Raw genomic sequence first — 13,250 nt, 5'->3', positions numbered from 1 at the left:
ATTCATCTCCTATCGAACAGGGGAAACGCTGATAAACTGACAAACTTCATTTTATCAAGTGATTCCCACGCAATGATCCCCTTACGCTAAATATTCTTCACAGTCAATCAAAATCCTTTTTCATATTTTCACGTACGAAAAAAGCCCTACGAAAAATTCACAGGGCATTCGATCGAAATGGTGCGCTCGGCGGGAGTCGAACCCACGCTTTCAGCTCCGGAGGCTAACGTCCTATCCACTGGACTACGAGCGCATAAAAGCATAATCCGCATTATAGCTTAAAAGATGCTATTTGTCGAGTGCTTTTTCATCGTTCTTCTCTGCCTTAGCCGCACTCTCCTCATGCACCGGCGAAATGGGAGCGAAGTAGCGGCGAATGATACCAACCTCATCGCTGATAAAGAGAGCGACCGGCGACTCGCGCAGCATGACAAGTTCCAACAGCCGTGCCTGTTCGGCTGGATTCTGCTCCCGCATGGTCGCGGGGTCTGCTGCGGCACGCGTGAGTGTAATCGCCTTCTGTTCTGCTGCCGCATAGTCATTCGTCTTGCGCACGATGACCGCGATCGGATCGTAGACACGGTTCGAGAGCTCCGTCGGTGGAGCATTTTTTTCGATGTCCGTACGCAGATCCTGTGTGTCCCGTTCGAGATCGACGAGACGTGCATAGGTGATCGCCAGATTGCTCTCCCCCTCCTTGGCATCCGTGAGGATCTGATGATAGCGCGTCCAGTTGCGATCCAATTCCGCGATCTGCTTCTGATATGTCCCCCACCATGGCGTAAATAATTCCTGATCACGCGCAATGGTCGCACGCTCCTCGATGGTCAGAGGCTCCGGTGCACGCTCTGCCGTCTGTATCCGAAAAACGATCCCGCTGAGCACTGCGAGCAGGGTGACAAAGATCAGAAAGACACGGCGTGGAAGATAGCGAAACAGAATGATGAGCAGCAGAATGACACCGACCATCAGTACATAGATCAGCATAAACTCCTCCGAATATATTCAGATTCCTGCACGTTCTTTGAGCGCCGCACGATCGAGTATATGAATGCGCCCCCGAGAGGTCTGCACCAGCCCCTCTTGACTGAACTCGCGGATGAGACGGCTGACCACCTCGCGCGCCGTACCAAGGTACTGCGCGGTTTCCTCGTGGGTCAGTCGGATCTCATCTCCCTGCATGCGCGCGGACTCTGTGAGCAGAAATTTCGCAAGTCGTCGATCTGCAGATGTGAAGAGCATCTGTTGAAACTTCCACAGCATTTCCGAAAGACGCACGACCGCATACTCATATGCACGCGCACGCACGGGGATATTCGCGTCGAGGATGCCGCGCACAACCTCCGTATCCGAGATAAAGAGTGCGGTGTCCTTTGCTGCCTCGATCGAGATATCACATGAGATCGTCCCGAGGAATGCAGTGCTCGCAAGGAGGGCGATCTCTCCGTCACGCAGGAAGTAGAGCGTGAACTCACGCCCTTCCTCAGAGAGGATATAGACGCGCAGGGAGCCGGATATGATGTGAAGTGTTCCCGCACGTGCGAGTGAGCCGCGATGAAGAAATTCTCCTTTTGTAAAGTGACTATAGCGCGTGTGGGTAATCAAATCTTCCCGTTGTGCGTCAGTCAGTGCATTCCATAGATCAAACTGTTCGATGTAATCTCGAAATTGACAGCCTTCCAAATCATGTACCGACATATCCATCCCCCCCCTTTTTCTATCCCCCTATTCCCTTTACTGTTCGCGCAGATCACGCACAGCAGAAAGGCCTGCCACTGCTCCTTCATAGACCGCCTTGGCAATCTGTAGGAGCCCTCCCGTGCAGTCCCCCGCAGCGTAGACTCCTAGCACATTTGTCTCCATCTGCGCACTCACGATAATTTTATCATTGTTAAGCAATACACCGAGTTTCCGCGCAAGCTCTGAACTTCCTGCTGTGCCGACCGCCATAAAGATACCGTCCACTGCCATCTGTGCGCCATCATCAAAGACGATTCGCTCCACACGACGCGTACCCTCAACGCGCGCAAGCGGGCGCTGCTCCACCGTAGCGCCATCCGGAACCATGACGTGTGTCTTCTCGCCATTCGTCAGGATGGTGAGATGTTCCACATGCGGACGTAGGATCTCTGCCTCATGCAGAGCATAGTCACCCGCACCGATGACCGCAACGCGTTTGCCGCGATAGAAGAATGCATCACAGATCGCGCAGAAACTGACACCGCGCCCCTCAAATTCCCTAAGCCCCTGTATGGAGAGCGTCTTGCGCGGAGCTCCTGCTGCAAGGATAACCGCATCCCCATTGTAATCTTTTTGCACGCCCTCGACCCGAAATCCATGTCCATCGTCCACAGGGAGAATCGCCATCGCCTCATCCGTTTCGAAACGGACACCAAGCCGCTGTGCTCCCGCGATACCGCGCCGCTCCAGCTCTGCACCTGAAATCGGTTCAGCAAAGCCGTAGTAGTTCTCAATCCACTCAGCGGCTGCAAGCGCACCCGATTCCTTGGTGATGACGGTCACGTCGGCACCGCCGCGCCGAGCATAGAGTGCGGCGGAGACGCCTGCGGGACCGGAACCGATGATGATGACGTGCATAGATACTCCTAATGTATGAAAAAAGAGGCGTCCCTTCGACGCCTCTTTCTCTGTCTGCGGGGAACTTGGAAAGCACTGATAAATTCAGCGCCATTTATCAGCGATTCCCTTGCTTGATCAATGATGGTTAAAGAGCAGGCTCACCGAACGATGGCTTTGAATACGCACAATGACATCTGCGAGGGACTGTGCGAGAGAGAGTGTGACGAGTTTATCGGACTGCTTCTCCGGTGAAAGCGGAATCGAGTCGGTAATGACAAGCTGATCGATCACAGAGGCACTAAGCCGTTCGATCGCGGGATCGCTCAGAATGGCATGCGAGCACGCAGCGAGCACACGCTTGGCTCCGCGTTCCTTAAGTGCCTTTGCCCCCTCGCAGAGCGAACCTGCCGTATCGACAATGTCATCGATGAGGAGGGCTGTCTTGCCCTCGACCTCACCGATGAGGTTCATGACCTCTGCACATCCGGGGCAGGGGCGACGCTTCTCAATGATGGCGATCGGCGCATGGAGGAAGTCTGCCATGATCCGTGCGCGTGTGACGCCGCCGAGATCCGGCGAAACCACAACGAGGTCCTCGATCTCCTGCTCGCGGAAGTAATTGGCAAGTACGGGAGCAGCGGCAAGATGATCCACGGGGATATCAAAAAACCCCTGAATCTGCCCTGCATGGAGATCGACAGTGACAACGCGGGTAACCCCCGCCGTCGTCATGAGGTTGGCAACGAGTTTTGCCGAAATCGGCTCGCGCCCGCGCGTCTTGCGATCCTGACGTGCATAGGCATAGTACGGAACGACCGCCGTAATACTGTGTGCGGACGCCCGCTTGCACGCATCCGTGAGAATCAGCAGCTCCATGAGATTGTCGTTCACGGGAAAGCTCGTCGACTGAATGATGAAGATGTCCTTTCCGCGAATGCTCTCTTCGATCATCACCTGAATTTCACCGTTGTTGAATTGTCCAACGAATGCCTCGCAGAGAGGGATGCCGATACGTTCAGCAATATCCTTCGCCAATTGGGGATTTGCATTCCCCGTCAGGATGCACACGTTGTCGGTCGGAAAACTCATTGCTCTGTTCCTCCTAAAAGCCAGATGCGTCAACACACAAATCTATTTATAGTATAACACGCACCGTTTATTTTGGGAAGAGCGTTGTCTCTGCTTTTTCACAGTGTTCAGAACTATGCACGAATCTCATTTTCGTTTATCAGCCCAGCCTTCGATCTCCTTCTGACGCGCGCGCGCAACGGAAAGCATACCCGCCGGGACATTACGCGTGATGGTGGAGCCCGCCGCAATATAGGCACCCTCACCCACCGTGACAGGCGCGACAAGGTTCGAGTTGCAGCCGACAAAGGCATTGTCCTCGATGACCGTACGGAATTTCTTCTTCCCGTCATAGTTGACCGTGATCGTACCGCAGCCCATGTTGACGTTCGCGCCGAGATCACAGTCCCCGATGTAGGAGAGATGGGGCAGCTTCGATCCCGCGCCGATGTTGGAGTTCTTGACCTCGACGAAATTTCCCATCTTTACGCCGGCGCCAATGTGGCTGTCCGGACGAATGTGGTTGAACTGTCCGAGATCTGTTCCGTTTTCGATCTCGGCATCATGGGCATAGACATAGTGTGCCTTGACCCCGTCGCCGATGACCATGTCCTGAAAACGTACATTCGGTCCGATGCGGCAATCCTCGCCAATCACCGTGACCCCCTCTAAGAATGTAAAGGGATAGATGATGGTGTCCATACCGACGCGCACCTCCGCGTCGATGAATGTCGTATGCGGATCTATGATTGTCACGCCGTCCGCCATCAGTTCCTCGACCTTGCGGCGACGCAGAATACGTTCTGCGACGGCGAGCTGACTGCGCGAGTTGATGCCGAGTGTGCTCTCGTAGTTATCTGCAACGACTGCCCAGATTTTTTCACCCGCATCGCGCAGAATGCTGAGAACATCGGGAAGATAATACTCCCCCTGCGCATTGTCGTTTGTCACCTTTGCAAGCGCCGAAAAGAGCGCCTGCGCATCAAAGCAGTAAATTCCGGCATTAACCTCATGGATCTCGCGTTCCTCGGGGCTCGCATCCTTGTGCTCGACGATTTTCAGAACCTCGCCGCTCTCTCGGCGAACAATGCGCCCGTAGCCCTTTGCGTTTGGCATGATCGCTGTGAGCACCGTCGCCTTTGCGCCCGCATTCACATGCTCCTCGTGAAAACGCGCCAGAAGCTCTGCAGTCAGAAGCGGCGTATCCCCGCAGAGCACCATGATCGTCCCGTGCTCGCCCGCAAGCAGATCCTTCGTCTGCAGGACTGCATGCCCTGTGCCGAGCTGCTCGCGCTGCTCAACATACTCAACGCTGTCCCCAATCGCGGCGCGAACCACTTCACCGCCAAAGCCCGTCACAACGATGTTGCGCCGCGCACCTGCCGCGTTCGCCGCATCGATGACATGCTGCAACATGGACTTTCCTGCCGCATGGTGCAGGACTTTCGGCAGCTTTGACTTCATGCGCGTCCCCTTGCCCGCTGCCAATATAACCGTAACAAAATCCAACATTATGCTCCTCCCATTCTCCGGAAATGTCTACTTTGCACTTTCCTTATTTTTCTTATGTTTTATAATGGTCGTTCCTGTCTTTTTTTCCTGCTCCTCAATGGCGTAAAGCAATGTCTGTTCCGAATTTTCCATGTGCTTTGCACCGACCTTGCGTGCATGGCGAGCATCACCCGAGCCAATCGCATCCACAATGGCGCGATGTTCTTCGAGTGTCGCCTTTAGGCGTCCCGGATAAGACATGGAAATCGTACGAAAACGTGTGAGTTGTTCCCGTAGATTGCCGATGATCGCAAGCAGGCGCTCATTGCGTGCAGCTTGGTAGAGGAGTTCGTGAAACTCGATATCCGTCTGCACGATACGGTCCATATCACGCTCCTCAATGGCACGTCCAATGGCAACGAGGAGACGTTCAAGCCGCTCCTGCTCCTCATCGGTAATACGCTCTGCAGCGAGCTCACAGGCGAGTGCCTCAAGCGCTGAACGAATCTCAAAGATCTCATTGATGTCACGGATGGATACACTCGCAACGTAGGCACCGCGCCGCGGAACGGTGACGACATAGCCCTCCTGCTCAAGCTTTCGGATTGCCTCGCGTACAGGTGTACGACTGACGAGCAGTTCGTCCGCGAGATCGTTCTCCTTCAGCCACTCTCCCGGTTTTAACACTCCGCCACGGATAGCATCACGCAGTACCTCACAGACAATTTCACGAAGCGGCTGATAACTGTTCACAACGACTGGCGATAGTTTTCCTTGCATACAAATTCCCTCTGTCTTACTTCCCGTATCTGCCTGCTGTTTGCGTCAAATGCACCGCAGCGTCGGTTGCGCTGCGGAACTCCTCTGCCGCTGCACGCGCCGTCTGCACATCCGCAAAGAGTCCGAATACGGTCGGCCCGCTGCCCGACATCATCGCGCAAAGTGCCCCACACGCATACATTCGTGCGCGATAGTCACCGATTACGGGATGTGCCGCCTCCGTCACAGGTTCGAGCACATTGCCGGCAAGGCGAATACAGGCAGCTGTATCGCCTGCGGCAATCGCATCCAAGAACGCTGCATTGTCCGGATGCTCCTCCGGCGGATTCGCATCATAGCTGCGGTATGCCCATGGAGTCGACACGGCAAAGGGCGGCTTTGCGAGCACAACGGGCATCTCCGGAAAGTCCGTAAGCCGCCGCATAATCTCACCGCGTCCCGTCGCAAAAATGGTACCGCCCATGAGGGAAAAGGGAATGTCAGAACCGATCTGTGCACCCAGCGCACAGAGTTCCGCGTCCGATCGTCCAAGTCCATAGAGTTCATTCATCCCGCGCAGGGTCGCTGCCGCATCGGCACTGCCTCCCGCAAGCCCCGCAGCGACAGGGATACGCTTTGCAATGTCGATATGGACACCGCCGCGAACACCGCACTCTTTCATGACGAGTGCCGCCGCACGATGGGCGAGATTGCGCTCATCTGCCTCCAGTCCCGGCAGATCCACGGTCAGCGTGATTCCCTCCTCCTGCCGCGTCAGCGTAAGCGTGTCGGCGAGCGCAAGGGACTGCATGACAGTCGCGATCTCGTGATAGCCGTCATCCCGAAGCCCCAGAATGTCGAGCGTCAGATTGATTTTCGCCCGCCCGAGAATCGTTACCATAGGAAGTCATTCCTCCATTTTCTTGGAAAAAGATGTATGCTGCCTTGCATGTCATCACTCTTTCCTTCTGTTCTCAGATTAACAGGATTTGCAATTATATTCAATAGGTTTTTTTATTATTTCTCAAAAAATTGCGACGGGATCAATGTCGATTGCAATATCATCGCGCAGATGAATCCCCTGATTCCGCAGAAACACTCGTACGTCCGCAAGCGCATCGGTCTTAATGAGTACGATGAAACGATAAGCGCCGCGTTCCTTTTCGATCAGGGCGGGCGATGGTCCGATCACCATACAGCCCGCACGCCCCGCAAATGTATCTTGAAAGGATGCAGCAAAAGTATTTGCCTCGTTCCATGCGCGATCGCGGTTCGGATCGTGAAAGAGCAGCTTTACAAGGCGGCTGAACGGTGGATAGAAGAGTTCACGGCGCAGCGCAAGCTCCTGCTCTGCAAACGCCTCGTAGTCCTGCCGCATGGCAGCGCACACGGCATAGTGCGCAGGGTTATAGGTCTGTACGATGACCTCCCCGCGCGCGCCACCGTGCCGCCCCGCACGTCCTGCCGTCTGCGTGATGAGCATGAAGCAGCGTTCTGCCGCACGAAAGTCCGGCAGATTGAGACTCGCGTCGGCGCTGATGATGCCGACCGACTGCACACCCGGGAGATCATGTCCCTTTGCGACCATTTGCGTGCCGAGCAGGATGTCGAAATCACGCCTGCGAAACTTCGTCAGAATCTCCTCATGCGCAAGCTTGCGTCCTGTCGTGTCACGATCCATGCGTACGATGCGTGCTGCGGGAAGCAATTGCCCGAGTTCCTCTTCGAGCTTTTCCGTACCTGAGCCGAAGTATTTGATGTAGCGGCTCCCGCACTGCGGACAGGTCTCGGGTACGGGGGCGCGCAGATCGCAGTGATGGCAAAGGAGCTCCCCGTTTACGTGGTAGACGAGCGGCATCGAACACTGCGTGCAGGTCATGACCGCGCCGCAGGAACGACACATGATGAAGGTCGAATAGCCGCGTCGATTCAGCATGATGATCGCCTGCTCATGGCGTGCAAGGGTCTCCGTGAGGAGCTCACGCAGGGGGAGCGAGATGACCGTACGCTGTCCGTGCCGCAGCTCCTCGCGCATATCGACGGCACGCACCTCTGGTAGCGGCTGACTGCCGATGCGATCCGGCATCCGGAGGAGTGTCAGCTCCCCCGCACACGCGCGCGCATAGGACTCAAGCGATGGAGTTGCGCTGCCGAGCACGAGGATCGCCCCATACCGCCGCGCCAGAACCTCCGCGACCACGCGTGCATGATAGCGCGGTGACTCATCCTGCTTGTAGGACATATCCTGCTCTTCGTCGAGAATGATGGCACCGACATTCTCAGCAGGTGTGAAGAGCGCCGAACGCGCTCCGATGATGATGCCCGCCTCCCCACGCCGCACACGAAAGATCGAATCATTCCGCTCCGCGTGCGAGAGCTGACTGTGAAAAACGACGATGTCGTCCGTGAACACTTCTTGAAACGCCGTGATGAGCTGTCCGGTGAGAGCGATCTCCGGCACGAGCACAACGACCTGCCGCCCCTCCGCACGCACGACACGCGCCGTCTCGATGTAGACGCGCGTCTTGCCGCTACCCGTCACACCGTGGAGCAGATACCCATGAAAGCCGCCGCCTGCAAGCCCCGCCTGCACAGCCGTAACCACAGCCGCCTGTGCCTCCGTCAGATCCTCTGCACTTTTTTCTGCCGTCCCCGCAGTATAGCTGGAACGCAGTTTACGGCGCATGTGCTCCGTCAAATATCCTGCTGCAACGAGATTCTTGATGGTCGCGAGCGAAACGTCCTGTGCGTCGAGTTCGCCGCGCGTGTATTCGTTCCGCACGCGAAAGAGTGCAAGCGCCCGCGCCTGTGCACGTTTCTTGGTAAGCCCTGCGAGCGCTTCATCCGTGACCGTGCCCGCCGTGTAGAACTTTTCATAGCGCGCCTTGTCACGCTTATCGGCGCGATACTCCTTGCGTATGAGATGGTAGCGCAGGAGTTTTTCTATACACGCCTCCACCAACATGGCAGGAAGTGCACGACGCAGCTCCGCCATCCGTTGGCTGCCGCTCTTGCACAGATATCGATAGACGGCGTTCATGTTCCCATCCGCAAGGATGGGGTGTGCCGGATCTGCATCCTCCGCCGCTGCATAGACGGGAAAGATGCGCAATCCGCTCTTACCCGGCATAAAGAGCCGCATGATCTCCGCCGGCGAACAGAGATAGAACGCTGCGAGCTCCTGCGCAGCAGCAAGGAGCTCGGGCGAAAACCACGCCTCCTCATCCACCGCCTCGATGATCTCCCGCAGACGATGTCCTCCGTCCCGCGCGGCGTCATAGGGACGCACGCGTGTGATGAATCCCTCCTTGCGCACGTTGCCAAACGGCACGAACACGCGCCATCCTGCGTCGACCCGTGCGAGATGTTCCGGTAGAACATAGGTGAACTCCTGCGCGATGCTCTTGACTGGAATATTGATATAGACATCCGCAACGGTCATATGTTCACTTTCTCATTAAAAAAGCCGTCACACGAAACATTTCGTGCAACAGCTCCTTTCCATACATTACTATGAGGCAATCGCCGCCTGATTCGCAAGAATTTCCTTGCATGCCTGACATGCGGGACATATGCAGGTATCTTCTCCCTGCTCCTTCGCCTGCTTTGCCGCAGCATTATACTCTCCTGCTCTCTGCGCGCCGAACAGAGCAATGCCGTCTGGCGACTCTGTGAAGCTGATAACCTGATCAATCGTCAGCACATCGCTCTTGATCTCCTCGATGAGTGCCCGAAACGCAGATTTCTCCTCCGCCGTGTCCACTGCACCGAGGAAGGCATCTGCCTTTTCCTTGAGCCCCTCATAGGTCATCGGCGCCTCACTCAGTCTGTGTACCCGTTCGATCACATAGTCGCGATCCGCTGCCATATCCATCCGCCTCCGCTCAGTTCTCAAATATTCGAATTTATAAAGGAATCGCTGATAAAATGAAGTCCGTCAAATTGGCGTAGATTTTTTCGTCCGAACAAGGAGGCAAACCGGACGCATAGCAAGGGCTATGTGGAGGATTTGCCGACAAAGTTCGGGCAAAAAAGATGCGTCAAGATGGCGCGGCTGAATTTATCAGTGCTTCCTAAAACAATCTAGTGGATATTATAGGGCAATACACGAGGTTTGACAACTGAAAAAATTTTTGATTTTCACCCCCTATCTGTTTTTCTCATAATTTGTGGCTCAAGTCACAGTTTTTTTGATGGATTCCATGTATGCTATGCACAGAAAGAGTTAAAGCACACAGAGGAGGAACAGCTATGGCAATCCTGAACAATATTCCGCATCAACAGGCACTTCTGCTCAAGGAGCAGGTCGCATACGTAGAGGGACAGGTCGTCAGCAAGACGCTCGTCCAGAACAAGGGGCTCGGTGTCACACTCTTCGCCTTTGCCAAGGGCGAGGGCATCAGCACACATGAGTCGAAGGGCGATGCGCTCGTCACGGCGCTCGACGGTGAGGGCGTCATCAAGATTGACGATGAAACCTATACGCTCAAGGCCTGTGAGAGCATCGTCATGCCTGCAAATCACCCGCACTCGGTCTATGCGGCGAAGGAAACACCATTCAAAATGATGCTCGTCGTCGCATTCCCCGAGGCGTAATATATACGCCAATACGATACATTTCTCCCTGATATCAACACCCGTGGCAGAAGAGCCACGGGTGTTTTGCTTTCCTATTCATCCTCCCGCCGCAGTGCAGCCCCCTTTTCCTGCTGCAAAAAAATGCGCGGCGAACACTTCATATATTTCTTGAAGACCGTACAGAAATTCTTGTAGTCGCCAAAGCCGTTTTCCTCCGCGACCTCGTAGACGCGATATTTTCCCGAGGAAAGCTGCAGGATGGCGTTCTGCAGACGTGTGCGCGTCAGAAGTTCGAGGAAGGTCTGCCCCGTCGCTTCCTTGAATTTGCGGCTGAGGTAGCTCGCACTCACACCTGCCTCTTCGGCAAGCACTTCAATGCTCAGCTTCTCACGATAATCTTGCTGAATCCGCTTCATTGCGTGCAGCACATAGGGATTGAGCCCATCGTCCGCAAAATAGCGCCGCCAATCAACGCCCTCCACAACGGGTTCCGCCCCCGGTGATGCGCTCTCTTTTGCCAATCTTCGCATGAGTGCGGCAAGCTCCGCCTCATCGACGGGTTTCAACAGATAGTCCGCCGCATGCAGACGAAGAGCCTTCTGCGCGTAATCAAACTCCGCATAGCTCGTGAGAAAAACGAGCTGCGGCAGAATTCCCTCCGTCCATGCACGCTCTGCCATCTCGATGCCGTCCATGCACGGCATGCGGATATCCGTCAGCACAACGTCGGGACGCTCCCTGCGCAGGAGTTCGAGTCCTGCCCTGCCGTCGGGTGCATCCCCGACAACGCAGCAGTCCATCCCCGCCCAGTCGATCGTGGAGAGCAGCCCCCGCCGAATGATCTCCTCATCCTCAACAATCAGAATGCGCAGCATCTCCCTCAGCCCCCTTCCCCATCGTTACGGGTAAAACCATCGTTACGCGCATCCCGCCCTCCGCGCGCCGTTCAATCTGCATCCCGTATTCCATTCCAAAAAGCAGCTGAATACGCCGATGTATATTGTATACCCCTGTGTGCACAGAGCAGTTCTCACCGCGCTGCATCATCGTACGCAGATGCTGCAGCGTTTCCTCCGCCATCCCCGTACCCGCATCCTCAATCACGATGTGCAGCTGCCCATCATCAATCGCAACGCACGTGAATATATGAATCTCGCCCTCCGCATTCGCCCCATAGTGGATGGCGTTCTCCACGATGGGCTGCAGCAAAAGCTTCGGCACGAGGCAGTGCATCGCCTCCTCGGCGATCTCCTGCCGATAGATGAGACGCGCACCGAAACGCTGGCGCTGGATCTCAATGTAGCTGCCGAGGTGGCGAATGTCCTCTGCGAGCCTCACACGTTGCACGCGATTGTCAATGCTGTAGCGCAGGAGTGCGGAGAGTGCCGTAATCATGCGAACCGCCGCATCCGGCTCAAGTTTCGTCATAAATTTGATGTTCTCAAGTGTGTTGAAGAGAAAATGCGGGTTGAACTGCGACTCAAGCTGCCGCAATTCAGAAATTACGCTTGCACGCGCCTTTTCTTCATTTTCCTGCATCAGGCGAACAAGACTTCGTACCATGCGGTTGTACTCGCCCGCGATCTCCTCGAATTCATTGCCCGTACGAATGGCTAGTTCACGATCCAATTCTCCATGCCGTACGGCGCGGAACGCCTCGACGATTTCATCCATCGCACGTGTCTTCTCCGCCATATCGCGGCGCACGCGAAAGAAGATGAGCGGCACCATGAGGAGGAGCACGGCGAAGAGGATCGCCGCCCCCGTCGCAAACTGGGCAATGCGGTTGCCGACAGGCAGAATGGCGTAGACGATGAACGCCCCGTCAAGCACGGATTCCTGCGCCACATAGAACTGCTGCCCGTCCAACTCGATCAATCCATGCGCGTTCACGAGTTTCGGCACGACCTTATGAAAGACTGCATCGCGAAAGATTGTCATCGTGGAAAACGGCGCACGTCCCTCGCGGTCGGCGATGACGAAGTGCATCTTCTCTCCGGTCTGGAGTCGTTTCTCAAGCTCGCGTACGGATAGGACAAAGACTGCATACCCCTCTGTTTCCGCAGTTGTCTGCCCGCTCGTCTGCGGTGCGCGGATTGCCTGACCGACAACGTAGTCCCACTCACGTTCATTCTGCGGGACAAACTCCTGCACACTGCCCGCCTGTTCCTCCATGCGTGAAAAAACACCCCAACGCGCGGTCGGCAGTGCAAGATATGCAGGGACATCGGAGCGCGTCTGAAAGAGGACGCGGCGCTCCTGATCGAGGAGATAAAAACGCGGGAGCTCGCCGTGTAAATTCAGCTCTGCATATAAATTTTCAAAGAATACACGGCGCCCTTCCCCATTCGCATAGAGGCCCCCGATGCCATGCATCGCGATCACAGCCGCACGCGACTCATAGTCATGCGTCAGTTCCGTAAAGATTTCGCCCGCGATCCGCGCTTCCTCCTCCGTGCGCGCCGCCACATTCCGCTGCCAATAGACGGCGGCAAGCAGGATGCAGATGAAGGCGATGAGAAAGCCCGGTATGAGTGCATATTTTAAGAGTGCAGAGCGCACTTCATCCTGAAAGCGCCGCATAGTCCCTCCTTTCCGCTCATTCAGTCAATTTCAATTCATTATAACAAAATCTTTTCCAAATACAAAATGGGGCTGTTGCACGAAGCTAAAACTTCGTACAACGCCCCTTCTTTGTGCCCCTTCCACCGCTTGCGCGGTCCCCCTTCCCCGTCAAACGGGGAAGGCTAGAATTATGGCATCTTAGCTTCCCC

At 55.5% G+C, this 13,250-nt stretch carries 12 protein-coding genes, 1 tRNA gene and 1 pseudogene; 2 read left to right on the top strand and 12 right to left on the bottom strand.

Annotation, left to right across the window (positions count from 1 at the left end; genetic code table 11):
- Positions 1-178: 178 nt before the first annotated feature.
- The 10 genes from HMPREF9081_RS06175 to HMPREF9081_RS06130 form a co-directional block, all read right to left on the bottom strand.
- Positions 179-253, bottom strand: a tRNA-Arg gene (locus HMPREF9081_RS06175).
- 35 nt (positions 254-288) lie between these two features.
- A complete protein-coding gene (locus HMPREF9081_RS06170) occupies positions 289-987 on the bottom strand; it encodes a hypothetical protein (protein WP_006306209.1) in 699 nt (232 codons plus the stop codon).
- 18 nt (positions 988-1,005) lie between these two features.
- Positions 1,006-1,698 carry a Crp/Fnr family transcriptional regulator gene (locus tag HMPREF9081_RS06165; protein ID WP_040394673.1) on the bottom strand — a complete coding sequence of 231 codons (693 nt, stop codon included), beginning with the start codon at positions 1,696-1,698 and terminating at the stop codon, positions 1,006-1,008.
- 36 nt (positions 1,699-1,734) lie between these two features.
- On the bottom strand, positions 1,735-2,598 hold the full coding sequence (locus tag HMPREF9081_RS06160; protein WP_006306207.1) for an NAD(P)/FAD-dependent oxidoreductase: 864 nt from the start codon (positions 2,596-2,598) through the stop codon (positions 1,735-1,737).
- 117 nt (positions 2,599-2,715) lie between these two features.
- On the bottom strand, positions 2,716-3,669 hold the full coding sequence (locus tag HMPREF9081_RS06155) for a ribose-phosphate diphosphokinase (protein ID WP_006306206.1): 954 nt from the start codon (positions 3,667-3,669) through the stop codon (positions 2,716-2,718).
- Positions 3,670-3,795: 126 nt separating this feature from the next.
- Positions 3,796-5,160, bottom strand: coding sequence for a bifunctional UDP-N-acetylglucosamine diphosphorylase/glucosamine-1-phosphate N-acetyltransferase GlmU (gene glmU / locus HMPREF9081_RS06150; protein WP_006306205.1), 1,365 nt, complete (start codon positions 5,158-5,160; stop codon positions 3,796-3,798).
- A gap of 27 nt (positions 5,161-5,187) precedes the next feature.
- Positions 5,188-5,919, bottom strand: coding sequence for a GntR family transcriptional regulator (locus HMPREF9081_RS06145; protein ID WP_006306204.1), 732 nt, complete (start codon positions 5,917-5,919; stop codon positions 5,188-5,190).
- A gap of 16 nt (positions 5,920-5,935) precedes the next feature.
- Complete coding sequence (gene ispE, locus HMPREF9081_RS06140) at positions 5,936-6,799, bottom strand: 4-(cytidine 5'-diphospho)-2-C-methyl-D-erythritol kinase (RefSeq protein WP_006306203.1); 864 nt, start codon at positions 6,797-6,799, stop codon at positions 5,936-5,938.
- Positions 6,800-6,922: 123 nt separating this feature from the next.
- Positions 6,923-9,340 carry a replication restart helicase PriA gene (gene priA / locus HMPREF9081_RS06135; RefSeq protein ID WP_006306202.1) on the bottom strand — a complete coding sequence of 806 codons (2,418 nt, stop codon included), beginning with the start codon at positions 9,338-9,340 and terminating at the stop codon, positions 6,923-6,925.
- A gap of 69 nt (positions 9,341-9,409) precedes the next feature.
- A complete protein-coding gene (locus HMPREF9081_RS06130; protein WP_040394670.1) occupies positions 9,410-9,766 on the bottom strand; it encodes a hypothetical protein in 357 nt (118 codons plus the stop codon).
- Between the two features lie 81 nt (positions 9,767-9,847).
- Between HMPREF9081_RS06130 and HMPREF9081_RS14460 the strand changes: the two are divergent.
- Positions 9,848-9,985: pseudogene (locus HMPREF9081_RS14460) on the top strand (secretion protein HlyD); the annotation flags it as partial.
- Between the two features lie 164 nt (positions 9,986-10,149).
- Positions 10,150-10,494, top strand: coding sequence for a cupin domain-containing protein (locus HMPREF9081_RS06125; RefSeq protein ID WP_006306200.1), 345 nt, complete (start codon positions 10,150-10,152; stop codon positions 10,492-10,494).
- 74 nt (positions 10,495-10,568) lie between these two features.
- On the opposite strand, the gene HMPREF9081_RS06120 is transcribed toward HMPREF9081_RS06125, so the two are convergent.
- Together HMPREF9081_RS06120 and HMPREF9081_RS06115 are read right to left on the bottom strand one after the other, a co-directional pair.
- Positions 10,569-11,351: a response regulator transcription factor gene (locus tag HMPREF9081_RS06120; protein WP_006306199.1), complete on the bottom strand. Its 783-nt coding sequence runs from the start codon at positions 11,349-11,351 to the stop codon at positions 10,569-10,571.
- Positions 11,329-13,059, bottom strand: coding sequence for a sensor histidine kinase (locus HMPREF9081_RS06115; RefSeq protein WP_006306198.1), 1,731 nt, complete (start codon positions 13,057-13,059; stop codon positions 11,329-11,331). The genes HMPREF9081_RS06120 and HMPREF9081_RS06115 overlap by 23 nt, the downstream gene beginning before the upstream one ends.
- Positions 13,060-13,250: the final 191 nt, after the last annotated feature.

The sequence above is a fragment of the Centipeda periodontii DSM 2778 genome, from assembly GCF_000213975.1.
Lineage (GTDB): Bacteria > Bacillota > Negativicutes > Selenomonadales > Selenomonadaceae > Centipeda > Centipeda periodontii.
This window is presented reverse-complemented; position numbering and strand designations above follow the sequence as displayed.